We start from the raw sequence: 25,946 nt of genomic DNA, 5'->3' as shown, positions 1-25,946 counted from the left end.
TACCCCGGCGCAACGGCGCGAAGCATAGCGCAGCGTTCGTCGTATTTCTGCTGGTCAAGCGCCCTTGCGCTCGCTAGAATTGCGCACTTTTTGATCAGAGGCGCCAAAAGCGCCCGTCAAGTTCGCCCCCGATTCCGGCCGGGCGACCTGTATTCAATACCGAGGTTAGTCATGTCCACCACGCCCGCCACCCCCAAGGTAGGTTTCGTAAGCCTGGGTTGCCCAAAAGCCCTGGTCGACTCCGAGCGCATCCTGACCCAGCTGCGCATGGAAGGCTATGAAGTCGTACCCACCTACGAGGACGCCGACGTGGTGGTGGTCAACACCTGCGGCTTCATCGACAGCGCCAAGGCCGAATCGCTGGAAGTGATCGGCGAAGCCATCAAGGAAAACGGCAAGGTGATCGTCACCGGCTGCATGGGCGTCGAAGAAGGCAGCATCCGTGACGTGCACCCAAGCGTGCTGTCGGTCACTGGCCCGCAGCAGTACGAGCAGGTAGTCAACGCCGTTCACGAAGTGGTGCCGCCGCGTCAGGACCACAACCCGCTGATCGACCTGGTGCCGCCACAGGGCGTCAAGCTGACCCCGCGCCACTATGCCTACCTGAAGATCTCCGAAGGCTGCAACCACAGCTGCAGCTTCTGCATCATCCCGTCGATGCGCGGCAAGCTGGTCAGCCGCCCGGTGGGTGAAGTGCTGAGCGAGGCCGAGCGCCTGGTCAAGGCCGGGGTGAAGGAAATCCTGGTGATTTCCCAGGACACCAGCGCCTACGGCGTCGACGTCAAGTACAAGACCGACTTCTGGAACGGCCGCCCGGTGAAGACCCGCATGCTCGAGCTGTGCGAAGCACTGAGCAGCCTGGGCGCCTGGGTACGCCTGCACTATGTGTACCCTTACCCGAACGTTGACGACGTGATCCCGCTGATGGCTGCCGGCAAGATCCTGCCGTACCTGGACATCCCGTTCCAGCACGCCAGCCCGAAAGTGCTCAAGTCGATGAAGCGCCCGGCCTTCGAAGACCGCACCCTGGCGCGCATCAAGAACTGGCGCGAGCAGTGCCCTGAGCTGGTGATCCGCTCCACCTTCATCGTCGGCTTCCCGGGCGAGACCGAGGAAGACTTCCAGTACCTGCTGGACTGGCTGACCGAAGCCCAGCTCGACCGCGTGGGCTGCTTCCAGTACTCGCCGGTGGAAGGCGCCCCGGCCAACGACCTGGGCCTGGCCGAAGTACCGGACGACGTCAAGCAAGAGCGCTGGGACCGCTTCATGGCCCACCAGCAGGCCATCAGTGCTGCCCGCCTGCAATTGCGCATCGGCAAGGAAATCGACGTGCTGATCGACGAAGTCGAGGAACAAGGTTCGGTTGGCCGCAGCTTCTTCGATGCACCGGAAATCGATGGCAGCGTGTTCATCGATGGCGACCATGGTTTCAAGCCAGGCGACAAAGTGCGTTGCCGTGTGGTGGATGCCGACGAGTACGACATGTGGGCTGAACCCATCTAAAACGGCTGAAGCCTGCAAAGCCCCTGCCCCGGCGTTCTCCATAGGGAATGACCGGCGCAGGGGCTTTTTTGTCAGAACGTGTGAAACAGCATCAGGCCGCCCTCGGCATCCGGGCTGGCATCCGAGAAGCCTTTGACTGCATAGAGTTGGACTTTCCACTGCTGGTTGAGCTTGTGGGTGAGGAACAGGGTAAGCTCCTTGATCTGCGCCCCGGTCGAGACCACTTTCTGCCGCCAATCGTAGGAGGCGCCGGCCGAAGTACCGACCGCCACCGGAAGGGCAAAGCCGAGACTGGCAAATACCGGGTCATCGAAGTCGCTATCGGGCGGGTCACCGAACTTCTTCCAACCCAGCGTCGCGAAACCGGTGACCGGGCCAAAGCCCTTGGCTATGTCGACCTGGGTGGTGTAATCGTACTGGCCGGTGCCCAGGCACTGGTCTTCATCAGCGGTAGGGAATTTGACCTTGCCGATCAGGTCCAGCATCAGGCCGCCGTCACGACCATCGAGCAGTGCATAGGCGGCGCTGGCAACCGTGTCACCCAACCCGCTTTCCACGTCTCGGCAACCACCGGGCAAGGGGTCACCATTGGGGCCGACTTCGGGGTTGGTGATACGCAACCAAGGCACGGTAACCTTGTAGGTCATGGGGCCGCTCTCATACTTGCCGACCACCGGCACATACCAGATTTCCGAAGTGGTGCCGGTACCATAGTCGCCACTTGAATAATCCATGCCAATGGCGGCACTGAAGGTATCGGCCAGCGCCGACACGCAGGTGCACGAGAGCAAACAGGCGAACAGAGGGAGCGTGGGTCTCATTTGCAACTCAGTACTCTTTCGGGAAGCATGGCCAGACTTACCCAGCCTAGTTGGCTAACGCCCGGATCGCTCTGGATGCTCGACTTTTTCCACCGTCTCTGCCTTTTCCGGCCTCTCCACCTTTTCAACTTTCTCTGGTAACTCCACCTTTTCGACCCGTTCAGGCTTTTCTACTTTTTCTACTTTCTCGGGCTTCTCGACTTTCTCGACTTTCTCGACTTTCTCGACCTTCTCGACTTTCTCGACCTTCTCGACCTTCTCGACCTTCTCGACTTTCTCGACTTTCTCGACCCTCTCGACTTTCTCGACTTTCTCGACCTTCTCGACCTTCTCGACCTTCTCGACCTTCTCGACCTTCTCGACCTTCTCGACTTTCTCGGGCTTCTCGACCTTGTCTACTTTTTCGACCTTTCCGGTGTTTTCGACTTCGACCTTCTCAACCCGATCGGAGCTTCCACTGTTGCTACGCGTCGATTGCTCCGATGCGTCGAGGTGTACCGACTCTCCCGACTTGTCACCACTGCCATGGTCACTGGGGCCGTCAACGGCACTGCGCCCACTGTGATCATCGCTGTTTTCATCACGATCGTTGGCCCCATCGCTTGCGCCATGACCGCTGCTGGAGCCGCCGGAGCTGCTTCCGTCATGCTCACCACCGTGCCCCGACTGGCTTCTGTCAGGATTGTCGACACGGCCGTCCTGGAATTCCACGCGGGTTGCCCGCAGCTCGTGAGTTCCATTGAGCACCCCGCTCACCCGCACACGTTGATCAAGCGCCAACGCCGCTGGCTGCCGACCGACAATTACGGTGCCCTGCCCCAATGTCACATTGAGACCTGCAACCACCAACTGCCGAGCTTGTGTGCGCTGTACCAGCCCTTCAACCACCGCCTGCTGGACACGACCAGCAAAAGGCAGGCTCGGGTCTGGACGGGTTTGTGCCACTTCAAGCTGGCGCCCGGTCCACTGGCCGCGCACCAGCACCTCACGTGCAGGCGCCACACGGGTACCCAACTTCAACCCTTGAAGGCTGCCAGTGCGATCAACCGCGCCGATGGCGCTGGCCTCCCTCAACCCCGGTGCCCGTTCGATACGGGTCGCCACGACTTCTCCCCGGGCATCGCGCAGGCCGCTGACCCTCACGGGCTCACCCGGGCGCAACCCTTCAGCTACCCGCGCGCCAGCGGCCAGCCGCACGGGTTGCCCCATGACCCGCAGTGGGGCCGAGGCATTGGGCAGCGCCGTCAACGGCCCTTCGAAGACGTTGAGGATCGAAATGCGCCCCGCTTGCAGGCCGCGCTGGGTGGCGAATGCCTCCACCGCCACCACCTGCCCGATCGCCAGGTGACCACTGCTGGCAGGCGCACCGTTCTCACTCACCGGTACGTCCTTGCCATAGTGCACTTCCATGCCATTGACGCAGATCGAGGCGAAGCCGGTGATGGTACCGACGATGCCTGTACCCCCAGTACCACCCGGGCGCAGGATCGGCGTACCGGTACCACCTACATCACCGTGGCGCTGATCAAAGTAGGTGCCGTCCACACCCTCCGCCACCGCGCCTGTGCCGCCTGTACCACCCGGGCGTTGCTGGACTGGGGCACCGGTGCCACCGACGCCGCCATTTTCATTGCGCACACCGGTGCCGCCCATGCCACCGGGGAACTGCAGGCCTGCGGCACCGGCCATACCCATCTCGTCACGGCTGACACACACCGGCGCTGCGGCCACCTCGGCCGGGGCCATCAGGTTCCCCCCGAAAACCAGGGCAAACATGACAGCACTGAGGTAGCGCACAGGAAGAGTCATGGGCCGGGTGTCTTCGACGGGTCGGAATCGGTAGCTTCAGTGTAGAAATAAAGCCCGACAGTGATGCGCTGACGTTGTTCGATACCGGGCTCATCAGCACTCTCCAACGCTGCTGCAAGCCGGCTGAAGGCAAGTAGTGTCTGCATGCCATCCTTGGCTACCACATCTCGCAAATGCTCGACGCTGGCCGGGCTCAAGGCATCGTAGTGCACGCTACGCTCAAAAAATGGCGGACCTTCGCCGCTGAGGTTGTGCACCGCCGCACAGGCATGGTCATGCAGGTTGTGGCCGAAGTACGCAGCCTTTTCATCAAAACCCTTCTGTGGCACGAATGCATGGGCTTCCAAGTGCACGCAATCCTGCTCATCGAGCCGCACGACGCCCAGGCGCAACCATTCGTCCAGCACCACCCGGCCGCGGATATCGGTGCTGACCTTGGCGACCAGGGCGTCGAATGAGCAATCGCCACCCACACTGGCTAGCCGCGCAAGCGCCCTCGCCTGGCCGGGTGCCGAGCAGAATGGTGGGGTGTTGGTCCATACATTGACCAATTGTGCACCTAGCGTGATGTTATCCGGCAGGGCCGCAATTGCAGTGTCACCCTCATTACGCAGCCGCCGGACATCTTTACGATGTACGCCGGTAAGCAGGCTGATGCGGCTATCGGTTGGCGCGGTGTCGTTCAGGCGAAACTCGCGATGGGCCACATCGACGAACACCTCCTTGAGCAGGTCGGTGAACATCGTGTAGGTAACCCCTTTGCGCAGCATCAGGCGCACCAGCGGGCGCATCACACGCCGCAGCGCACTCAGCATCGACGGGGGTAAGACAGGCGATTGCATCGAGGGCATTCCTTGACAGAGGCACCCAGTATAAGACGCGGGAATTAATCCCACGCAAACCGCAATCATATCCCGGCATGGACGAGGAAAAAGCTGTCAGCGCTCATTGGAAATGACGTGATAAAGGCAAGACAGGCCAGAACCTGCTCATACAAAACCCGTCCGCTGGGTTTTGTATGGGCCACTTCGGGTCAGCGCCAATCAGCTTCTGCTGTTGTCATCCCCGGCCTCGCCGCCGGCATGAACACCGTGGTCATCACCGGGTTCGCCACCCACATGGTTGCCGTGATCGTCACCAGGTTCACCACCAACATGATTGCCGTGATCATCGCCAGGCTCACCGCCGACATGATTACCATGATCATCCCCGGGTTCCCCACCCGCGTGATTGCCATGATCGTCACCCGCTTCAGCATGGTTGCTGCTGCGCCCAGCGTTTGAATTACCCTCGTGGCCACTGCCGCTGTTGCCGGCATGGCCACCACCGTCACCGCCGCTGCCGTGGCCACCACTTCCGCTTCCGCCACCATGGCCACCGCCGCCACCACTTCCACCACCACCGTGGCCACCGCCACCGCCACTTCCACCACCACCGTGGCCACCGCCACCGCCACTTCCACCGCCACCGTGGCCACCGCCACCGCCACTTCCACCGCCACCGTGGCCACCGCCACCGCCACTTCCACCGCCACCGTGGCCACCGCCGCCGCCACTTCCACCGCCACCGTGGCCACCGCCACCGCCACCGCCACCGCCATCTTTAGCGTAGGCACTGGAGCCATGAGAAATCGAGTCAGGGATCAAGGCAATGGACATCGACAACACGCCAGCTACAGCAGCCGCGAGTAAAGCCTTCTTGAACAGCAGGTGGATTTGCATAGTCCGTCTCCAGGTCTTCGCCACGAGAACGCCAAATCGGTCAGTAATCTTGCTTCAGATTGAACTTATATTTGCGTGGGATTTTTTCCCACGCTTAATTAATAGACCGTCACTCCCCAGGTCTCAAGCGCCAAGCGAACAAGCCGACCGGTGGTTGGCCTGCTATGTTTTCCCTATCGTCCCAGAGGAACACCGGCATGGCTGCGCTACTGACGCTGCAAACCCCGCGCTTGTGCGACTACAGCGAGCTGGTACAGGTGTGGGAGGATTCAGTACGCGCCACCCACGACTTTCTGCCAGAGGGCTATATCCTGCTACTGCGCGAACATGTGCTGCGCCGCTACCTCGACGCAGTGATGCTGATCTGCTGCAAGGACCGCCAGCGCATCTGTGGTTTCGCCGGTGTCGCCAACGGGCGGGTGGACATGCTGTTCGTCGCACCTGGCTACCGCGGCCAAGGGGTAGGCAAGCGCCTGCTGCGCTATGCCATCAATGAGCTGAATGCCGAGTACCTTGACGTCAACGAACAGAACCCGAAAGCGCTGGGCTTCTACCTGCATGAGGGTTTCGAGGTCATCGGCCGTTCGGAAACCGACGGCCTGGGCCAGCCCTATCCTCTGCTGCACATGAGGCTAATGCGCACAGTGCCTTGAGGCGGCGCCTGAATGTGCCGCGCTATGTGTCCAAAATGGCGCATCTGACACAGATTCCCATCATCTACCGCTTGCAGGCAGGTACAATGGAGGCCTTTCCCTGCCTTGCGAATTGCCCCATGTCCGAACCCGTCCGCCTGTCCAAACGCCTCATCGAGCAGCTCGGCTGCTCCCGCCGCGAGGCCGAGCAGTACATTGAAGGAGGCTGGGTAACGGTCGATGGCGTGGTGGTCGAGCAGCCGCAGTTCAAGGTTGAGCAGCAGCGCGTCGAACTGCTGCCGGGCGCCCGTGCCGAAACCCTGGAGCCAGTGACCCTGCTGCTGAACCAGCCAGCCGGCATGGACAGTGAGGACGCCCGCGCCAGCATGAACATGGGCAGCCTTAGCGAGGCCCACCGCGAAGGCGTGCGCGCCCTGCACGGGCATTTTGCCCGGCAGGCCTGCGTGGCACCGCTGGAGCGTGGCGCCAGCGGCCTGCAGGTGTTTACCCAGGACTGGCGGGTATCCCGCAAGATCGAGGCCGACCTGCGTCGCCTGGAGCAAGAGTTCATCATTGAAGTGCGCGGCGAAACCACCCCCCAGGCGCTGGAACGCCTGGCGCGTGGGGCCATGCGCAATGACCGCGAGTTGCCCAAGGCCAAGGCCAGCTGGCAGAACGAGACACACCTGCGCATGGTGTTGAAAAACCCACAACCAGGGCAGATTTCCGAGCTATGCGCCTACCTGCGCCTGGAGCTTTTAGGCATGCGACGCATTCGCCTGGGTGGTGTGTCGATGGGCAAGCTGCCCTTGGGCCAATGGCGTTACCTGGCTACCTCCGAACGTTTCTAAGCAATACGCCGCGCCGGAACGCGCGGCACCTGAACAGGATTCTGCTGCAATGAACCACAACGACGTCCTGCGCAGCCTGCGCTACATGCTCAAGGTGAACGACGCCAAGATGGCCGAGATCATCGGGCTCTCTGGCCTCGAAGTGCATCCTCTGGTGCTGGCCACCTACCTGAAAAAAGAAGAAGAGGAAGGCTTCGTGCGCTGCCCGGAACGGGTGATGGCGCACTTCCTTGACGGCCTGGTGATCTACCGCCGAGGCAAAGACGATAGCCGCCCGCAGCAGCCGATCGAGCTGCCGGTAACCAACAACCTGATCCTCAAGAAGCTGCGTGTGGCCTTTGAGCTCAAGGAAGACGACCTGCACGCGATTCTCAAGTCGGTCAACTTCCCGGTCAGCAAACCTGAGCTCAGCGCGCTGTTCCGCAAGGCTGGCCACGACAACTACCGCCCGTGTGGCGACCAGTTGATGCGCAACTTCCTCAAGGGCCTGACCCTGCGCGTGCGCGGCTGAGTGGCCATGCAGCATACGGTTGTCCCGGTCGGCATCGTCCACTCCTGTTTCAAGGAAAAGTTCGCCATTCCGCGCCAGCCGCAGCTGGCGCCTGCCGCCCGTGGCGTGCTCGAACTGTTGCCGCCGTTCAATCAAGGTGACGCGGTCGAAGGCCTGGAGCAGGTCAGCCATATCTGGCTGCTGTTCCTGTTCCACCAGGCCCTGGAAGAAAAGCCGCGCCTGAAAGTGCGGCCTCCGCGTCTGGGCGGCAACAAGAGCATGGGGGTGTTCGCCACCCGCGCCACCCACCGGCCCAACGGCATCGGCCAGTCGGTGGTACGCCTGGAGGGCGTGGAGCCCGGGCGCCTGCTGCTGTCCGGGATCGACCTGCTCGACGGCACGCCGGTGCTGGACATCAAGCCGTATGTGCCCTATGCCGACAGCGTCGCTGGCGCCAGCAACCAGATGGCCAATGCAGCGCCTGTGGCAATTGCCGTGCAGTGGGCGGACAACGCCCTGATCCAGGCCCGCGAGCATGCGCTGCGTTTGAATGAGCCGCTGGTGCAACTGATCGAGCAATGCCTGGCGCAGGACCCACGGCCGGCCTACCAGATACCACCGTCCGAGCGGGTGTACGGGGTGAAGTTCTGGGATGTGCAAGTAAGGTGGCATTACCCACAGCCGGAGGAGATCCGGGTGTTGGAGGTGGTACTGGGCTGAGGGCCGCCGCATCGCCCTGTGTGGGAGCGGCCTTGCGTCGCGAAAGGGCTGCGCAGCGGCCCCAAGAATTCAGCCATCCTGCAAGGTCGCCGGGGCTGCTGCGCAGCCCACTCGCGACGCAAGGCCGCTCCCACAGGGACCGCGCAGACACGAAAAAGGCGACCTTGGGTCGCCTTTCTCATTTCAACCGGCTATCAACGAGCCGGGCCTTCAGCCACGCCCAGGTCGTCCGTCGGGCGGGTATCGATCAGCGGCGCACCACCGGAGGCCAATTCCGAAGCCAGCTTGTCGTTGTCCATTTCCTTGACCCACTTGGCCACTACCACGGTGGCAACGGCGTTGCCCACCAGGTTGGTCAGGGCGCGGGCTTCGGACATGAAGCGGTCGATGCCAAGGATCAGCGCCAGGCCGGCAACCGGCAGGTGGCCAACAGCCGACAGGGTCGCGGCCAGCACGATGAAGCCCGAACCGGTAACGCCGGCAGCACCCTTGGAAGCCACCAGCAGCACCAGCAGCAGGGTGATCTGGTGAGTGATGTCCATGGTGGTGTCAGTGGCCTGAGCGATGAACACCGCAGCCATGGTCAGGTAGATCGAGGTACCGTCCAGGTTGAACGAGTAGCCAGTCGGGATAACCAGGCCTACTACCGATTTCTTGGCACCCAGGCGCTCCATCTTGGCCAGCATGCGTGGCAGGGCCGACTCCGAGGACGAAGTACCCAGCACGATCAGCAGTTCTTCACGGATGTAGCGGATCAGCTTGATCACGCTGAAGCCGTGGGCACGGCAGATACCGCCCAGCACCACCAGCACGAACAGCAGGCAGGTGATGTAGAAGCAGGCCATCAGGTAGCCCAGCTGCACCAGCGAGCCAACACCGTACTGGCCGATGGTGAAGGCCATGGCGCCGAAAGCGCCGATCGGGGCCAGCTTCATGATCATGTTGATGATGTTGAACATGACGTGGGCGAAGCGGTCGATCATGTCCAGTACCGGCTTGCCGTAGCTGCCCAGGCGGTGCAGGGCGAAGCCGAACAGTACCGAGAACATCAGCACTTGCAGGATGTCGCCGTTGGCGAAGGCGCCGACGACCGTATTGGGGATGACGTTAAGCAGGAAGCCGACGGTCGTCTGCTGCGCGCCGGCGGCGGCGTAGGCAGCCACGCTGCTGGCGTTCAGGGTGCTGACGTCGATGTGCATGCCAGCGCCTGGCTTGACCACGTTGACGACGACGAGGCCGATGATCAGGGCGATGGTGGAGACGATTTCGAAGTACAGCAACGCGTAGCCGCCGGTTTTGCCGACCGACTTCATGCTCTGCATGCCGGCAATGCCGCTGACCACGGTACAGAAGATGATCGGGGCGATGACCATCTTGATCAGTTTGACGAAGCCGTCACCCAGGGGTTTGAGGGCAACGCCCGTTTCCGGGTAGTAGTGGCCGAGCAGGATGCCGATGGTGATGGCGACCAACACCTGGACATACAGGGATTTGTACAGCGGCTGACGTGTCGTCATGGCTAATTTTCCTCAAGTGTGCCGGTTCACCCTTCCCAGGGTGATGGGGGCACCTGAATCGCTAACCCTCCTGCACTTGGAGGGATTTGTCGTTGTGTTCGAGCTGCCTGGGCAGGCCTCTGCGAGGATCAATAGCAAGGGTGGTGCCAAAATGCCCATGAAGGGTGCAAAGCCCGTATTTGCTAGGAATAAATGCCCAACGACAGGGCGATATTCCCGAGACGGATTGGCGGATTTCCGCCCGATGGCGGAATTTGTACAAGGAGGAATGGCGGAAATCCGCCCTTTGTGGATTGCCTGTGCCCCCATTCGCGGGTTGACCTGCGAATGGGCCGGCACAGGCTAGGGATCAATCCAGGTTGAAGGTGATCCTGAACGCAGCGCCCCCCAGCGGCGAATCGCCAAGGCTCAGTTCGGCGTCATAGCTGTCGACGATATCCTTGACCACGGCCAAGCCTATGCCCTGCCCCGGGTGCTGGCTGTCCAGCCGCTCCCCACGCTCCAGAATGCGTTCACGCTGGTCGGCGGGCACGCCCGGCCCGTCGTCCTCGATGCACAAGGTCAGATACCCCGGCGCCTTCACCAGGCTCACCCGCACTTGGCCCAGGCTCAGCCGGTAGGCGTTCTCCAGCAGGTTGCCGAGCATTTCCAGCAACGCGCCCTGCTCCATCGGCACCTGCGCCGCGTCCGGCAACTCCAGCAGCACGTTCACACGTTTTTCCCGGTAAACCTTGGCCAAGGTGCTGCACAGGCTGTCGAGCAACGGCCGCAGCAATACGCTGTGGCGGACCAGGCCACTCTTGCGCAGGCTGGCGCGTTGCAGCTGGTAGTCGATCTGCTGGCTCATGCGCTCGATCTGGCTTTGCAGCACCCGCGCCTGCTCGCGCTCGCCGCTGCGCTGCTGCAAGCTTTCACCCACACCCTGCAACACCGCCAGCGGCGTCTTCAGGCTGTGGGCCAGGTCGTCCAGCGAATCACGGTAGCGCGTGCGCTGCTCACGCTCACTGCGCAACAGACGGTTGAGCGAGCGGGTCAGGCGCAGCAACTCGCGTGGGTGCTCACCGCTCAGACCGTCACGTGCACCTGATTCCACTTCATCCAGTTCGTGGCTGAGGCGTCGCAACGAGCGCAGCCCCCAGGTCAGGCCTGCCCACAACAACACCATGAGCGCCAGCAATGCAGCGCCGAACCCCAGGTAGAGCTTTTCGCGCAGGCCATTGAGGGTGGCCTTGTACTCGCTCACGGGCTGCAGAGCGACAATGCTGTAGGCGGCACTCTGCCCACCCAACAGCTTGATCTCGACGTCGTACACGAAGAACTCTTCGCCATCGGACTGGTGAATGCGGTCGAACTCGTTGCCGCGCCCGTCATAGCGCGGCTGGTAGTTGATGTGCCGGTCGGCGGTGGCACGCGACTGCCAGACCAGCTTGCCGTCGCGGTCAAAGATATAGCCGAGCAGGCCTGTGTAGGGCAGGTTGTAGCGCTCGTCCGGCAGCAGTGTCGGCATCTGCAGCTGGCCATGCTCGATACGCGCAGCGGAAATCAGCGTGGTCACATCAGAGGCCAGACGCTGCTCGATCGATTCCTGCAGAGCCAGGCTGAAGGCCTTCTGCAAGGCCGGCAGCAGCGCCAGCATGAACAGCAGCGCCAACACTGCGGCGGCCAGCATCAGGCGCACCCGCAGCGAGCGGATCATCGGCAGCGCTCGGTGAACAGGTAGCCCAGGCCGCGCACCGTGTCGATGGGTTTGAAGCCGCGCTCGCCTTCAAGCTTGCGGCGCAGGCGGCCAACCAGCACTTCGATGACATTGGGGTCGCGCTCCTCGTCACCTGGGTACAACTGTTCCATCAGGCGATCCTTGGCCACCACCTGCTGGTGATGGCGCATGAGGTATTCGAGGATGCGGTATTCGTAGGCAGTCAGGGCCAAGGCGTGTTCGTCGAGGGTGGCCTGCTTGCGGTTGAGGTCAAGTACCAAGGGGCCAGCGGTGATGGTCGACTGGATGAAACCACTGGAGCGGCGTAACAGGGCATTGAGCCGTGCTTCAAGCTCCTCGAACTGGAACGGCTTGACCAGATAGTCGTCGGCACCGGCGGCCAGGCCCTCGACCTTGTCTTGCCAGTTGCCACGGGCTGTGAGGATGAGAATGGGGAAGGTCTTGTCCTGGCTGCGCAGCCGCGTGATCAGCTCCAGGCCGCTGATACCGGGCAGGCCCAGATCGATGATGGCAAGGTCGAAATGGTACTGCTCGGCCTGGTACAGCGCCTCTTCGGCATCAGCGACCGCCTCGACCACATGGCCGCTTTCGCCCAGGCGGGTGTAGAGGTGATGGCGAAGCAGGGCTTCGTCCTCGACCACCAGCAGTTTCATGTGCAGCTCCTTATGTGTATTGCCTGTACCGGCCTATTCGCGGGTATGCCTGCTCCCACAGCAATCGCACAGTCTCTGAAACGTGTGCAGCACCCGCACAAGCCAAAGGTACTGCACAGTTTCAGCGGTTTGTGCAGTACCTGTGGGAGCGGGCGTACCCGCGAAGGCCGCTACAGGATAACGCGGCTCGTTCGTCAGAACTTGTAACTTGCTGCCAGGTAGGTCTGCGCGCTGCTGGTCAGGCGCAGGGTGCCATCCTTCGGCCCGCCATGCGCGCCCACCTCGGTCGCGGCATTGGTGCGCAGGTAACTGTAGCCCAGTTCGACCGAGGCCTTGTCGGTGATGTCCTGGATCACACCGGCCTGCAAGCCGTAGGCATAACCGTAGTCAGTGTCCCGGCTGGCGCCTGGCGAGTCCTGGGTCAGCTTGGTCACACCCAGGCTGCCACCACCGAACAGCTTGGTGGTATCGCCCACCGGCAGGAACAAGTCGTAGCTGCCAAGCAGGTTTTCCTGGCGCAACTTCAGGCCACTGTGGTCGCCAGAGACGTTGTCATAGGTCATGTAGTAGCGGCCCTGGTCGTTGATCTTGCCCAGACGCACACCCCAGGTATCGTCCTTGCCGATGATACCGTCGGCGTTGAGGTGGTCGGTGTTGCGTTGCAGCAGGCCGGACTTGCGGACTTTGTCGCTGGTCTGGCCGTAGGTGAGGCTGGCGAAGTTGTCGTCCGCAGCTTGGGCGGTGGTGATGCCAGCGGCACAGACGGCCATGGCGGCAAGCAGGGTATTGAAGGTTTTCATGGCTGGGTACTCCAGTTGGGTGCGCTGTTTCGGTCTGGAAGCTAGAGTAATCAGGGCACCCTGAACCGCGACTGAACCCTGGCTGAACCCCGGCTGAACGAACCGATAGCAAAACAAGGAGTTGTGAACATGCGAGCCCTGCTGGCCCTGACCCTGATGTGCAGCGCCGCCCTCGCCCAAGCGGCGGTAGTGACCCGTGAAATTCCTTATCAGGACGACGATGGCAACCGCCTCGTCGGCTACTACGCCTACGATGACGCGCTGGACGGCAAACGCCCAGGCATTGTTGTGGTGCATGAATGGTGGGGCCTGAACGACTATGCCAAGCGTCGTGCGAGAGATCTTGCCGCCCTGGGCTACAAGGCACTGGCCATCGACATGTACGGCGATGGCAAGCACACCGAGCATCCGCAGGATGCCCAGGCATTCATGGCTGCAGCGATGAAGAACCCGGCCGCAGCAGCAGCGCGCTTCGACGCGGGCCTGGAGTTGTTGAAAAAGCAGCCGAATGTGAACAAGCATCAACTGGGCGCTGTCGGCTACTGTTTTGGCGGCAAGGTGGTGCTCGATGCCGCACGCCGGGGAGAAAAGCTCGATGGCGTGGTGAGCTTCCATGGCGCACTGGCCACCCAGACCCCGGCAAAACCTGGCGTGGTGCGGGCCGATATCCTGGTCGAGCATGGTGCGGCGGACAGCATGGTCACCCCACAGCAGGTGGAGGCGTTCAAGGCCGAGATGGATGCGGCCAAGGTCAACTACCAGTTCGTCAGTATTGAAGGGGCCAAGCACGGGTTCACCAACCCCGATGCCGATCGGCTCAGCCACGGTGAACATGGGGGGCCGGACATTGGCTATAACAAGGCCGCGGACGAGCGTTCCTGGGCGGATATGCAGGCGTTCTTCAAGAAGGTGTTCAAATAAAAGATTGTGCAATCGTTGTAGGAGCAACTGTCTTGCTCAATTTCTAAAAGCTGGCGCGATCCCTGTGGGAGCGGGCTTGCCCGCGAACACGGGCGAAGCCCGTGCCATCCACCGCGGTGTATGCTTCGCGGGTAAACCCGCTCCCACACGGATCACGCTGTGATCTGCGCCATGTTTTCATGGCTGCGGTAAGTCATCCTGCCACGCCACCTCCCTCAGCGCCTGCACAGCTGGCACAATAGCCGCCATGAACACACTTCCTGCCTGTTGCGCCCCGCTCCAGCACCACTGGCCCCTGCCCCGCCCATTGCCCGGCGCGGTGCTGGTCAGTTGCGCCTTCGACCCTGCCCACTTGGCCGCCGACGACTTCCAGCGCGCTGGCGTACTGCCCAGCGCCAGCCTGCTGCGCTCGGTGGCCAAGCGCCAGGCCGAGTACCTGGCCGGCCGCGTATGTGCCCGCGCCGCGCTCCAGCACCTGGACGGCCGCGACTACGTGCCCGGCACCCACGAAGACCGCTCGCCCATCTGGCCCGCCGGTATTCATGGCTCGATCACACACGGCAAGGGCTGGGCCGCCGCGGTGGTCGCCGGCGAAAACAGCTGCCAAGGTCTGGGCCTGGATCAGGAAGCCTTGCTGGATGACGAGCGCGCCGAGCGGCTGATGGGCGAAATCCTTACCCCGGCAGAGCTGGAGCGCCTGGACCGCCGCCAGCTTGGGCTTACGGTCACCCTGACGTTCTCGCTGAAGGAAAGCTTGTTCAAGACCCTGTACCCACTGACTCGCCAACGCTTCTACTTCGAACACGCAGAAGTGCTCGACTGGTCCGCAGAAGGGCTGGCGCGCTTGCGCCTGCTCACCGACCTGTCACCGCAGTGGCAGCAAGGCGCAGAGCTGCAAGGTCAGTTCTGCCTGCAGGACGGCCACCTGCTGAGCCTGGTCAGCGTCTGACCTTCACAGCGGTGCCTGCTGCCTTGGCCAGTTCAGGCTGAAGCAGGCACCGCCCAACGCCTCGCTGCGGCCCACCGTGGCCCGGCCCGCGTGCCAGTAGATGATCCGCCGTACGATCGACAGGCCCAGGCCATGCCCGCCCGAGGCACGGGTGCGGCTGTCATCGAGGCGGGTGAAGGGCGTGAAAATGCGGTCCCAGAAGCCCTCGGGGATCCCTGGGCCGTCATCCTCCACATCGATACGGCAACGTTGCTGGCCCAGCTGATAGCTCAGGCGCACTTCGCCCTCGGCATGGCGCATGGCATTGCCGACAAGGTTCTGCAGGGCCCGGTGCAAGTAGCGCGGCTCGGCCTCGACCCAGGCGCCTTCGGCATCCGCGCCCTGACAGTCGCCGCGCACCACCCGCACCTCGGCACGCAAAGGTGCCAGCTCTTCGATCACCCGATCGAGCAAGGCATCCAGATCGACCCGCTGGAACTTCAAGGCCGGTGCGCCCTGCTCCAGGCGGGCGTAGGTCAGCATCTCGTCGACCAGCTTGTCGAGGTCCTGGATATCCCCGTCCATGCCCGCCAGATGCTTTGCCCGCACCTGTTCAGTCGTGGCGCTTTCGATCATCTCCAGGCCAAAGCGCAGGCGCGCCACCGGCGTGCGAAGCTCGTGGGACACCGCTCGCACCAGCTCGCGCTGCATGGTCAGCGAGCGCTGCAGGTGCTCGGCCATGCCATTGAAGGCAGCCGCCAGGCGCCCTACCGAGTCGGCGTCGCCGGCCGGCACGCGGGTATCCAGGCTGCCTTGGGCGATGCGCGTGGCAGCAATCTCCAGGCCGGACACACGACGTTCCAGCTGACGCACCAGCAGGTAGACCACCAGGCCGATCAGGCACAGCCCCAGGAAGGCAATCAGAATCAGCAACTGCGGCGGGTAAGGGTTGAGCTGGTACAGCGGGCCGATTTCCAGTACCCATGGCGAGCCCGTCAGCCCGGCGAACACCCGGATCGAGTCACCATCCTTGCCCAGCGCCATCACCGTGTCGCCCTCCTCCACGCGGCGCCGCTGGTCATCGTCCAGGCTGACCCGCTCGATACGTTGCAAGGCAACGCCAAAGCCGAAGCCCTTTTCCTGCTTGATCTGTGCCAGGCGCTGCTGCTGTTCGGTTACCGGGTAGCGCACCAGTTCGTCGGCCAATAGATAGAGGGTGGCCCGCGCCAACTGCTCGCTGATCTGTTTGATCTGCGCGACCAGCATCAGGTCTTCCTGGCCCACCTTGCGTAGCACTTGCGCCGCATGCGGGCCAATCTTCTCGACCACCACCAGGCCACGGTACAGGCGCGCCCGCTGGCCACCGTCAAGGCTGCGTGCGCTCATCGGTTGCAGCGCCAACGGCACGCCAAGCAGGCGTTCCCAGATCAGCAGCGAACGCTTGCGTTGGGTTTCATTCTGCATTGCCAGGTTGTCGGCCATCAGGCTGAAGGTGCCCTGGGCCAGGCCCTCGCGATGCTGGGCAGCGCGCACTTCGTTGACCAGGTGCAGGCTGAGCACGCCAAGCAGGGCCACCAGCACCAGCACGGCCAGCATGCCGCCGTAGATGCGCAGGAAGATCGAATTGTTCATGGTGCCTCGCCCACGAACAGGTAGCCTTTGCTGCGCAGGGTCTTGATCAACCGCGGCTGAAGCGGGTCGTCGCCGATCTTGGGGCGGATTTTCGAGATGCGGATATCGATGGAGCGGTCCTGGCCGTCGTAGCCCACGCCACGCAGTGCGGTGAAGATCTGTTCACGGGTCAGCACCCGGCCAGCGTTGCTGGCCAACAGCCAGAGCAGATCGAATTCGGCGCCGGTCAGTTCGATCAACTGCTCGCCCAGGTGCGCCTCGCGCAGGCGGTTGTCGATACGCAGCGCACCGAAGGCCAGGTCCTGGCGCTTGCTGTCCACGGTTTCGCTGCGGCGCAGCAGGGCCTGGATACGCGCCAGCAGCAAGCGTGGGCGCACGGGTTTGCAGACGTAGTCGTCGGCACCCAGGTCCAGGCCCTGAACCTGGTCGAGTTCATCGCTGCGCGCGGTGAGCATGAGGATCGGCCCCTGGTACTGGCTGCGCACCCGACGGCAGATGCTCAGGCCGTCCTCGCCGGGGAGCATCAGGTCGAGGATCACCAGGTCGGGCTGGCTGTCGATGATGCGCCTCGCGGCGCGGGCGCCATCGGCCTCCACCGCGACCTCGAAACCATTGGCCTGCAGGTATTCGGCGGTGAGCTCGGCGAGGCGCTGGTCGTCTTCGACGATTAGGATGCGGGGTATGGGGTGGTCCATGGCTTTGGCCTTGTTGTTCTTGGGATCGTGTCAGGGCAGCTGAGAGTATGAATGTAGATGGGGGGCCCTGCGAGACCGAGCGCCCCGCGGACGGTGCTCGATCTCCCAGGCACCCCAGATCTTCAGACACGCCCTACCGCCCCCTCGACTGAACCGTTTTTTGTGACAGGCTTCGCGCCCAAAAAAAACTGCCCAAGGGCGTCACGGTGCAGAAAAATACTGCAAACCACTTGGCACAAGGCCTACAGCGAATACCCACCATTCACTCACAAAGTACACACAACTTATCCACAGGCGCTCGCCTTGCAAAGCCCCCAATACCGCATTATCTTGTATCCCGATCGTAGCGAACCACTAGATATAGGGGTTCGTGCAAAATCACACACAAAAGTCAACCCGCAAGATCAAGCGATTTTCCGGGTGGAACTTCAGGTGATTTCAGCAGCCAAACCGCTCCTGCGGAGGCGACCGAGGCAAGCCCTTCCAGGGCCTTGTTCGGGCATGGGTGTTGCAGGCCAGCCCTGGCATCCATCAGCAACAGATTTTGGGCCCCGCCCAAAACCTTTGACTTCGGCCAGGGAGCGGCAAGCCATTGCCCCTAATTCCTGAGTCTGTCCCGAAGTCGGTACGCCCGTGCGGGCGGATGCGCATGCTTTGTGCATCCCCGCAGGGCCATCGAGCAAGTGGACGGAACGGTGGGCGCCCATAGGGCGCCTGAACAATATAGAAATTGTGGAGACACCCACCCATGCAAACCGACACAACTCGCGAGAACCCGCAGGCCAAGGTGCCGCAGGCCGCCGATTCCAACCAGGATCTGGCTGCCACCGCCCCTGGCCAACTGCGCGTGATCAAGCGTAACGGCACTGTCGTCCCTTACACCGACGACAAGATCACCGTCGCCATCACCAAGGCGTTCCTCGCAGTTGAAGGCGGCACCGCCGCCGCTTCGTCGCGCATCCACGACACCGTCGCGCGCCTGACCGAACAGGTTACCGCCACGTTCAAGCGTCGCATGCCATCGGGTGGCACCATCCACATCGAAGAAATCCAGGACCAGGTCGAACTGGCCCTGATGCGCGCCGGCGAGCAGAAAGTCGCCCGCGACTACGTGATCTACCGTGACCAGCGCGCCAAGGAGCGTGCCACCCGCGCCAACACCGACGCCGTGGTCGAGCCGCACCCGAGCATCCGCATCACCCTGGCCGACGGCAGCCTGGCGCCGCTCGACATGGCCCGCCTGAACACCATCATCAGCGAAGCCTGCGAAGGCCTGGCCGAAGTCGATGGCGACCTGATCCAGCGCGAAACCCTGAAGAACCTGTACGACGGCGTGGCCATCAAGGACGTCAACACCGCCCTGGTGATGACCGCCCGTACCCTGGTGGAGCGCGAGCCGAACTACTCGTTCGTTACCGCCCGCCTGCTGATGGACACCCTGCGCGCCGAAGGCCTGGGCTTCCTGAATGTAGCCGACAGCGCCACCCACCACGAAATGGCTGACCTGTACGCCAAGGCCCTGCCGGCCTACGTCGCCAAAGGTATCGAGTTCGAGCTGCTGAACCCGGCCCTGGCCGACTTCGACCTGGAAAAACTGGGCAAGGCGATCAACCACGAGCGCGACCAGCAGTTCACCTACCTGGGCCTGCAGACCCTGTACGACCGCTACTTCATCCACAAGGATGGCGTGCGCTTCGAGCTGCCGCAGGTGTTCTTCATGCGTGTGGCCATGGGCCTGGCGCTGGAAGAGAAAGACAAGGAAGCCCGTGCGATCGAGTTCTACAACCTGTTGTCGTCGTTCGACTACATGGCCTCGACCCCGACCCTGTTCAACGCCGGTACCCTGCGCCCGCAGCTGTCCAGCTGCTACCTGACCACCGTGCCGGACGACCTGTCGGGCATCTACCACGCGATCCACGACAACGCCATGCTGTCGAAATTCGCCGGCGGCCTGGGCAACGACTGGACCCCGGTCCGTGCACTGGGCTCGTACATCAAGGGCACCAACGGTAAATCCCAGGGCGTCGTCCCGTTCCTGAAAGTGGTCAACGACACCGCCGTTGCGGTCAACCAGGGTGGCAAGCGCAAAGGCGCTGTATGTGCCTACCTGGAAACCTGGCACCTGGACATCGAAGAATTCATCGAGCTGCGCAAGAACACCGGTGATGACCGCCGTCGTACCCACGACATGAACACCGCCAACTGGATTCCTGACCTGTTCATGAAGCGTGTCTTCGATGACGGCAAGTGGACCCTGTTCTCGCCTTCGGAAGTGCCAGACCTGCACGACCTGACCGGCAAGGCCTTCGAAGAGCGCTACGAGTACTACGAAGCCCTGACCGAGTACAACAAGATCAAGGTGTTCAAGACCATCCAGGCCAAAGACCTGTGGCGCAAGATGCTGTCGATGCTGTTCGAGACCGGCCACCCATGGCTGACCTTCAAGGACCCGTGCAACCTGCGTTCGCCGCAGCAGCACGTGGGCGTGGTCCACAGCTCGAACCTGTGCACCGAGATCACCCTGAACACCAACAAGGACGAGATCGCAGTCTGCAACCTGGGCTCGATCAACCTGCCGAACCACATCGTCGATGGCAAGCTGGACACCACCAAGCTGCAACGCACCGTGAACACCGCTGTGCGCATGCTCGACAACGTGATCGACATCAACTACTACTCGGTGCCGCAAGCGCGTAACTCGAACTTCAAGCACCGTCCGGTCGGCCTGGGCATCATGGGCTTCCAGGATGCGCTGTACCTGCAGCACATTCCTTACGGCTCCGATGCTGCCGTCGAGTTTGCCGACAAGTCGATGGAAGCGGTCAGCTACTACGCCATCCAGGCTTCTTGCGACCTGGCCGATGAACGCGGCGCCTACGAGACCTTCCAGGGTTCGCTGTGGTCCAAGGGCATCCTGCCGCTGGATTCGCAACAGATCCTGATCGAGGCCCGTGGCCAGAAGTACATCGACGTCAACCTGGAAGAAACCCTGGACTGGGCGCCGGTACGTGCCCGCGTGCAGAAAGGTATTCGTAACTCGAACATCATGGCCATCGCGCCAACCGCGACCATCGCCAACATCACTGGCGTGTCGCAGTCGATCGAGCCTACCTACCAGAACCTGTACGTGAAATCGAACCTGTCGGGCGAATTCACCGTGATCAACCCGTACCTGGTTCGCGACCTCAAGGCCCGCGACCTGTGGGACTCGGTCATGATCAACGACCTGAAGTACTACGACGGTTCGGTACAGCAGATCGAGCGTATCCCGCAAGAGCTGAAAGACCTGTACGCCACTGCGTTCGAAGTCGAGACCAAGTGGATTGTCGACGCTGCTTCCCGTCGCCAGAAGTGGATCGACCAGGCGCAGTCGCTGAACCTGTACATCGCGGGTGCATCGGGCAAGAAGCTGGACGTGACCTACCGCATGGCCTGGTACCGTGGCCTGAAAACCACCTACTACCTCCGTGCCCTGGCCGCGACCAGCACCGAGAAGTCGACCATCAACACCGGCAAGCTCAACGCCGTTTCCAGCGGTGGCGACAGCGCCCCGGTCCAGGCAGCCGGCCCAGCGCCAGTGCCGAAGGCCTGCGCGATCGACGAGCCTGACTGCGAAGCCTGCCAGTAAGGCCTGAATGCCGTGCGGGGTGCCTACGGGTGCCCCGCGCGGCATTTTTGTATCCGCGCCTCAGAGAAACCTTGCCCTTTGCCCACTGTTCACGCAGCTCGGTAAAAGAACAGGACCTCTCAAAAAAGGATGTAAGCCCATGGCGCGGAAAAAACTGGCATCTCGCAAGATTGGTCGCAACGCAGAAACCGGCCGTTTCACCTCAGTGGAACAGGCACGCAAGCACCCCAAGACACACATTGTCGAAACGCTGTATACCCACCGTAGCTAGGGGTAGCTGGCCTCATCTCCGGCAAGCCCGCGGTGAGGCCGATTCCGCCAATACAGCCCTCAGAAACACCATATGATGTGCCTTAAAATTTAAACTGGCACAACATATAGGTTGGCGCTACACTCTCCCCCCGTAGAAGAAGCCACCCGCTTCGTGAACGGACGCACGCCAAACCGGTCAAAAAAGTTACCCTCGCCGGCAAGACACGCGCCCCGATCGAAGGTGAATTCCGGTATACTTTGCGCCCTCTGAAAAGAGCACCTATTCAATTGTCCTGGCCCCTCCCAGAGGCCTGGCCAGGTACAAGCCAGAACACATTCAGATGTAAACGAGAGTCAGCCTCTCGAGCTGCCCATTCGCCGTTACGGCCTTGCGTCAGGCATCACATTCTTAAAATCCAACCGGTTGCCTCTGGGCGACCCTCAAGCAGGAGCCAAACCATGCTGAGCTGGGACGAATTCGACAAAGAAGACGGCGAAGTAGCCGCCAAAGGCAACACCCCTGCGCAGGCCGCTGCCGCCGCCACCCTCGACAAGCTCGACAGCGCCGGTGGTGCCGCCGCCCTGGAGGCCCGTGCGGCCACCGCTTCTGACTCCGAAGCCGTCAAACGTGCCAAGGCTGCCCTCGACGCCCTCGACGTTGCCGAAGGCCTGGCCGAGCTGGAAGGCTCCTCGGCCCGCGTTGCAGTAGATGAAAAGCGCATGATCAACTGCCGCGCCGACCTCAACCAGCTGGTACCGTTCAAGTACGACTGGGCCTGGCAGAAGTACCTGGACGGCTGCGCTAACCACTGGATGCCGCAAGAGGTCAACATGACCGCCGACATCGCCCTGTGGAAGAGCCAGGACGGCCTGACCGAAGACGAGCGCCGCATCGTCATGCGCAACCTCGGCTTCTTCTCCACCGCCGACTCGCTGGTTGCCAACAACCTGGCCCTGGCCGTGTACCGCCTGATCACCAACCCGGAGTGCCGCCAGTACATCCTGCGCCAGGCCTTCGAAGAGGCGATCCACACCCACGCCTACCAGTACTGCATCGAGTCGCTGGGCATGGATGAAGGCGAGATCTTCAACATGTACCACGAGATCCCGTCGGTCGCTAAAAAAGCCGCATGGGGCCTGAAGTACACCCGCGCCATCTCCGACCCGGAATTCAACACCGGCACCGTCGAAACCGACAAAGAGCTGCTGCGCAACCTGATCGCCTACTACTGCGTCCTGGAAGGCATCTTCTTCTACTGCGGCTTCACCCAGATCCTGTCCATGGGCCGCCGCAACAAGATGACCGGCGTGGCCGAGCAGTTCCAGTACATCCTGCGTGACGAGTCGATGCACCTGAACTTCGGTATCGACGTGATCAACCAGATCAAGATCGAGAACCCGCACCTGTGGGATGCGGCGATGAAGGAAGAAGCGACCCAGATGATCCTGCAAGGAACTCAGCTGGAGATCGAATACGCCCGTGACACCATGCCACGCGGTGTACTGGGTATGAACGCGGCGATGATGGAGGACTACCTCAAGTTCATCGCCAACCGTCGTCTGACTCAGATTGGCTTGAAAGAAGAATATCCAGGGACTACCAACCCGTTCCCATGGATGAGCGAGATCATGGACTTGAAGAAAGAGAAGAACTTCTTTGAGACGCGTGTGATTGAGTATCAGACTGGTGGGGCGTTGAGCTGGGACTGATCGTCCGGGCTGAGCATCGAGAAGGCTGCCGATTGGCAGCCTTTTTTTATGATTTTCCCCGAGAGTCCTGACGTCAGTTACGAAGATTGATTTCTTAATCCTATAAAAGACCGCCCCTGCGAAGGCCCATGTGAACAGGGGACCATTTATTGCCTGTGCTGGCCTCTTCGCGGGTGAACCCGCTCCTACAGGGATCGCAGTTTGCCGGGGTTACCTGGCAAGCTGGTCTGCCTGACTTGGCAATGAGCCCTATGGGCTGATGGGGGACCTGTGCGGGTTCATCGAGGCGTTGAACCCCCGCGAACACCGGCGCAGCCGGTGCCATACACCGAGTCGGATTCTTCGCGGGCATGCCCGCTCCCACCGGAGCAGAGCTCTGGCTTTGAGGCGGTGATTTACCTTGAGATTGCGACCTGGGACCGCCAAATCCTTGAAGCCTACTCAAGGCGCTCAGCAGCCTTTTTGTAAGCTTGGTCTCTTTCACGGCGATCGACAGCGACGACAAAAACCACGATCTCTTGGTCAATGACCTGATAAACCAGCCTATACCCGCTGCTGCGAAGCTATATCTTGTAGCAATCTAGCAGCGAGTGAAGGCGGTTTGCCTCGATTCGAGGTTTCAGCAGGACCTCTGCCAGTTTCTTCTTGAACTGCTGACGCACGGTATCGCCCAGCTTCTTCCACTCTTTCAATGCGCGGGCATCGAAGTCGAGGCTATAGGTCATCCAGCTTTACCCTCACGCGCTGCGGAGAAGCAAGCCGCTCTTGTACGGTAGCAATGAGATCTTCATCTTCCTCGGTCATCAGGACCGGCCGGAAGGGTAGCTTGCCCCGCTCAGCTACATATTGCAGGGCCTGGCGCATGAGTTCGGAGGGGGTGACACCGAGGCGATTGAGCTCTTTGTAGGCGCGGGCTTTGAGATCATCGTCGACGCGGATATTGATAGAAGCCATGACATAGCCCTCATGTAAAGACGATTGTCATTACACTGCACTGATCGTGGGGACTCTGCAATGGCAGTTTGTCTGCCGGAAGTGACCACAGCGCCATTCCCTTTGTCTAGTCCTGAAATAGGTTTACACCTGTTCAGGTAGGCCGACATGCCTCAAAACGCCCGATGCACCGCATCGGGCGTTTTGTTTTTCAGGGCCATATGAGGCCGTTCTGTATTGTAAATCTGCACTGCCTCGTCAACCATCTGCCTCGCTTGTTCCAGATCTTCAGGGCTACTCAACAGCAGCTCCATCTTGAGGATTCCGTTGATTCGCTCGGCCAGCGCGTTCTGGTAGCAGTCATACCCATCAGTCATGGAGCACTGAACGCCGTGCCGTTGATGTAGTGACTGGTATAGCGCCGAGCAATATTGGATTCCTCGATCCGAATGGTGGACTAATGGCTGGCGACGACGGCGCTTGCGTAATGCCTGCTTGAAGGCTTGCGCCACTGACTCGGCATGCAGGCTTTCATGGACGTGGTGGCCAACAATCTTCCTGGAGTACGCATCCGTTACCAGGCTCAGGTACAGCGGGCCCTTGCGTGCCGGCAGGTAAGTAATGTCGGCAACCCAGACGTGCTCCGGCCTTGTCGGAACGATCTGACTTGGGCCGGGTTTGAGTAAATTGGGATGGCGGTAGAAGCGATGAAAGCTTTGTGTTGTCTTGTGATAGGCCCGCTTAGGCAGCACTAGCAAACGGCGCTCTCCCAAGACCTGGAACAGCCTATCTCGGCCGACCTGGAATCGTCTGTCAGGTTGGCAATGCAGCAGATAGTGCAGCTTGCGTGTGCCCAGACGAGGCTGGCGTATCCGGATCTGCTGTACAAACTCAACCACCCGGTCTGCCTGGCGTTCTTTGCCATCAGCAACTCGATTGCGTTTGTAGTAAGCCTGTCGACTGATGCCTAGAAACTGACAAGCCCTGGCAATGCTCAGTCCTGCGACTTGACCTTGCGTGAGGACTTGCCGGATCGCTTTTTTACGACCGAGACACCATAGTCATTTTTCAGAACATCAACGACCGTCTCAAAGAATTGGGCCTTCTGGCTCATCAGCTCAAGCTGCTGCTCAAGCTCTTTGATCCGCTGCTCTGGAGTGAGCGTTTTTGGGTCAGACATCGCGCAGCTCCTCTCGTCGCGGATCGAGGCCCCCTGGCTCCAATCCTGCCGACCGTGCTTACGCAACCATACCAGAACCGTCGAGCGACCCTGGATGCCATACCGCACCTGGGCCTGCTTGTAGGTCAGTTCGCCTTTTTCTATCTGATCAACCACCGCCAATTTAAAAGACAGTGAGTAATCACGCTGTGTGCGCTTTACACCTTGCTCCATCAGACTCTCCGGAAATTCGGGATGGGAGGTGTAAACCTTATTCAGGACGGGACACTTCAAATGAAGAGGCCTCGCCCCTGCCGACAGGAGGGGTACGGCACCAGCAAGGATGCCGGGACTGGACATGCCAGTCTACGTGGTCAAGGGCGAGGCCAGATCTGAAGATAGCGCAGGCTCGGGGATGGGGCCACCGCAGTTACGATTTGATTTTTAACCCTGCCCCCGGTTTGCGGTGCGAGGCGGCCAATGGGGTGGATGGCACGGGCTTTACCCGTGTTCGCGGGCAAGCCCGCTCCTACCAGTAGATCGTGTACGTGCGTGGCATGGTGCATGGCAGTTGTAGTATGTCTGCAGCGCGTTCAGGGTAGAGCCTCTGCCGCTCAGTTTTTGGCGTCTAGTACCCTATTTGCTCTGCGATCAGCCGTTGACAGCCCTCCTCCCCCTTGCTAATAATCGCCCACAGTTGTACGACAACGCATAACAAAAACAACAATCAGTGGACGAACTCATGTCGACATCCATCCCGCTACACCTACGTCTGTTGCATACCCCTCTTCCCCCGGCCAGCTCGCGTAAACCTGCCAGTACGTAGCGCCCGGTTACCGCGCATTCACCCCTGG

22 protein-coding genes and 1 pseudogene are annotated in these 25,946 nt (G+C 61.4%); 10 read left to right on the top strand and 13 right to left on the bottom strand.

Annotation, left to right across the window (positions count from 1 at the left end):
- Positions 1 to 171 precede the first annotated feature (171 nt).
- Positions 172 to 1,503 carry a 30S ribosomal protein S12 methylthiotransferase RimO gene (gene rimO / locus REH59_RS06115; RefSeq protein ID WP_004576169.1) on the top strand — a complete coding sequence of 444 codons (1,332 nt, stop codon included), beginning with the start codon at positions 172 to 174 and terminating at the stop codon, positions 1,501 to 1,503.
- A gap of 71 nt (positions 1,504 to 1,574) precedes the next feature.
- On the opposite strand, the gene REH59_RS06110 is transcribed toward rimO, so the two are convergent.
- The 4 genes from REH59_RS06110 to REH59_RS06095 all read right to left on the bottom strand — a co-directional run bounded on the left by REH59_RS06110 (position 1,575) and on the right by REH59_RS06095 (position 5,757).
- Entirely contained in the window at positions 1,575 to 2,324 is a 750-nt protein-coding gene (locus REH59_RS06110; RefSeq protein WP_012051465.1) for a hypothetical protein, read from the bottom strand.
- Positions 2,325 to 2,378: 54 nt separating this feature from the next.
- A complete protein-coding gene (locus REH59_RS06105) occupies positions 2,379 to 4,133 on the bottom strand; it encodes a DUF5666 domain-containing protein (RefSeq protein WP_320450408.1) in 1,755 nt (584 codons plus the stop codon).
- Positions 4,130 to 4,975 (bottom strand): DUF6502 family protein, encoded by an 846-nt coding sequence (locus REH59_RS06100; RefSeq protein ID WP_003254799.1) that lies wholly within the window; start codon positions 4,973 to 4,975, stop codon positions 4,130 to 4,132. The genes REH59_RS06105 and REH59_RS06100 overlap by 4 nt, the downstream gene beginning before the upstream one ends.
- A 191-nt stretch (positions 4,976 to 5,166) precedes the next feature.
- Positions 5,167 to 5,757: a hypothetical protein gene (locus REH59_RS06095; RefSeq protein WP_265536610.1), complete on the bottom strand. Its 591-nt coding sequence runs from the start codon at positions 5,755 to 5,757 to the stop codon at positions 5,167 to 5,169.
- A gap of 294 nt (positions 5,758 to 6,051) precedes the next feature.
- Between REH59_RS06095 and REH59_RS06090 the strand changes: the two genes are divergently transcribed.
- The 4 genes from REH59_RS06090 (at position 6,052) to tsaA (ending at position 8,547) form a co-directional block, all read left to right on the top strand.
- Positions 6,052 to 6,507, top strand: coding sequence for a GNAT family N-acetyltransferase (locus REH59_RS06090; protein ID WP_003254803.1), 456 nt, complete (start codon positions 6,052 to 6,054; stop codon positions 6,505 to 6,507).
- 119 nt (positions 6,508 to 6,626) lie between these two features.
- Positions 6,627 to 7,337 carry an rRNA pseudouridine synthase gene (locus REH59_RS06085; protein ID WP_010952344.1) on the top strand — a complete coding sequence of 237 codons (711 nt, stop codon included), beginning with the start codon at positions 6,627 to 6,629 and terminating at the stop codon, positions 7,335 to 7,337.
- Positions 7,338 to 7,386: 49 nt separating this feature from the next.
- Entirely contained in the window at positions 7,387 to 7,848 is a 462-nt protein-coding gene (locus REH59_RS06080; protein WP_003254807.1) for a DUF1456 family protein, read from the top strand.
- 6 nt (positions 7,849 to 7,854) lie between these two features.
- Positions 7,855 to 8,547 carry a tRNA (N6-threonylcarbamoyladenosine(37)-N6)-methyltransferase TrmO gene (tsaA, locus tag REH59_RS06075; RefSeq protein ID WP_014861188.1) on the top strand — a complete coding sequence of 231 codons (693 nt, stop codon included), beginning with the start codon at positions 7,855 to 7,857 and terminating at the stop codon, positions 8,545 to 8,547.
- A gap of 194 nt (positions 8,548 to 8,741) precedes the next feature.
- On the opposite strand, the gene REH59_RS06070 is transcribed toward tsaA, so the two are convergent.
- From REH59_RS06070 to REH59_RS06055, 4 genes are all read right to left on the bottom strand, one after another.
- On the bottom strand, positions 8,742 to 10,064 hold the full coding sequence (locus REH59_RS06070; RefSeq protein ID WP_014861189.1) for a dicarboxylate/amino acid:cation symporter: 1,323 nt from the start codon (positions 10,062 to 10,064) through the stop codon (positions 8,742 to 8,744).
- Positions 10,065 to 10,413: 349 nt separating this feature from the next.
- Positions 10,414 to 11,760 carry an ATP-binding protein gene (locus REH59_RS06065; protein WP_014861191.1) on the bottom strand — a complete coding sequence of 449 codons (1,347 nt, stop codon included), beginning with the start codon at positions 11,758 to 11,760 and terminating at the stop codon, positions 10,414 to 10,416.
- Positions 11,757 to 12,434 (bottom strand): response regulator, encoded by a 678-nt coding sequence (locus REH59_RS06060; RefSeq protein WP_004576835.1) that lies wholly within the window; start codon positions 12,432 to 12,434, stop codon positions 11,757 to 11,759. The genes REH59_RS06065 and REH59_RS06060 overlap by 4 nt, the downstream gene beginning before the upstream one ends.
- Positions 12,435 to 12,628: 194 nt before the next feature.
- Positions 12,629 to 13,234 (bottom strand): outer membrane beta-barrel protein, encoded by a 606-nt coding sequence (locus tag REH59_RS06055; RefSeq protein WP_320450407.1) that lies wholly within the window; start codon positions 13,232 to 13,234, stop codon positions 12,629 to 12,631.
- Between the two features lie 129 nt (positions 13,235 to 13,363).
- On the opposite strand from REH59_RS06055, the gene REH59_RS06050 reads away from it, so the two are divergent.
- Both REH59_RS06050 and REH59_RS06045 read left to right on the top strand, forming a co-directional pair.
- Entirely contained in the window at positions 13,364 to 14,155 is a 792-nt protein-coding gene (locus REH59_RS06050; protein WP_003254816.1) for a dienelactone hydrolase family protein, read from the top strand.
- Between the two features lie 247 nt (positions 14,156 to 14,402).
- Positions 14,403 to 15,104, top strand: coding sequence for a 4'-phosphopantetheinyl transferase family protein (locus tag REH59_RS06045; RefSeq protein ID WP_121782961.1), 702 nt, complete (start codon positions 14,403 to 14,405; stop codon positions 15,102 to 15,104).
- Positions 15,105 to 15,107: 3 nt separating this feature from the next.
- Here the strand turns inward: REH59_RS06045 and REH59_RS06040 are convergent, their stop codons facing one another.
- Entirely contained in the window at positions 15,108 to 16,715 is a 1,608-nt protein-coding gene (locus REH59_RS06040) for an ATP-binding protein (protein WP_003254818.1), read from the bottom strand.
- Positions 16,712 to 17,410, bottom strand: a complete 699-nt coding sequence (locus REH59_RS06035) for a response regulator transcription factor (protein WP_004576832.1) — start codon at positions 17,408 to 17,410, stop codon at positions 16,712 to 16,714. The genes REH59_RS06040 and REH59_RS06035 overlap by 4 nt, the downstream gene beginning before the upstream one ends.
- A gap of 748 nt (positions 17,411 to 18,158) precedes the next feature.
- Between REH59_RS06035 and REH59_RS06030 the strand changes: the two genes are divergently transcribed.
- The 3 genes from REH59_RS06030 (at position 18,159) to REH59_RS06020 (ending at position 23,000) form a co-directional block, all read left to right on the top strand.
- Positions 18,159 to 21,038, top strand: a complete 2,880-nt coding sequence (locus tag REH59_RS06030) for a ribonucleoside-diphosphate reductase subunit alpha (RefSeq protein WP_003254820.1) — start codon at positions 18,159 to 18,161, stop codon at positions 21,036 to 21,038.
- Positions 21,039 to 21,177: 139 nt separating this feature from the next.
- Positions 21,178 to 21,309: a hypothetical protein gene (locus tag REH59_RS06025; protein WP_003254821.1), complete on the top strand. Its 132-nt coding sequence runs from the start codon at positions 21,178 to 21,180 to the stop codon at positions 21,307 to 21,309.
- A gap of 440 nt (positions 21,310 to 21,749) precedes the next feature.
- Positions 21,750 to 23,000, top strand: coding sequence for a ribonucleotide-diphosphate reductase subunit beta (locus REH59_RS06020; protein ID WP_003254823.1), 1,251 nt, complete (start codon positions 21,750 to 21,752; stop codon positions 22,998 to 23,000).
- 437 nt (positions 23,001 to 23,437) lie between these two features.
- Here the strand turns inward: REH59_RS06020 and REH59_RS06015 are convergent.
- The 3 genes and pseudogenes from REH59_RS06015 to REH59_RS06005 all read right to left on the bottom strand — a co-directional run bounded on the left by REH59_RS06015 (position 23,438) and on the right by REH59_RS06005 (position 25,326).
- Positions 23,438 to 23,725: pseudogene (locus tag REH59_RS06015) on the bottom strand (type II toxin-antitoxin system RelE family toxin).
- Complete coding sequence (locus REH59_RS06010; protein ID WP_014861196.1) at positions 23,715 to 23,954, bottom strand: type II toxin-antitoxin system RelB/DinJ family antitoxin; 240 nt, start codon at positions 23,952 to 23,954, stop codon at positions 23,715 to 23,717. Before REH59_RS06010 ends, REH59_RS06015 begins: the two are co-directional and overlap by 11 nt.
- A gap of 152 nt (positions 23,955 to 24,106) precedes the next feature.
- A protein-coding gene (locus REH59_RS06005) for an IS3 family transposase (protein ID WP_143496094.1) occupies positions 24,107 to 25,326 on the bottom strand; the annotation gives its coding sequence in 2 pieces (ribosomal slippage) (positions 24,107 to 24,978 and positions 24,978 to 25,326; 1,221 coding nt in all).
- Positions 25,327 to 25,946: the final 620 nt, after the last annotated feature.

The organism is Pseudomonas sp. BO3-4 (genome assembly GCF_034044115.1).
Taxonomy (GTDB): domain Bacteria; phylum Pseudomonadota; class Gammaproteobacteria; order Pseudomonadales; family Pseudomonadaceae; genus Aquipseudomonas; species Aquipseudomonas alloputida.
The sequence above is the reverse complement of the archived record's forward strand: the minus strand, read 5'-3'. Positions and strand labels throughout refer to the sequence as shown.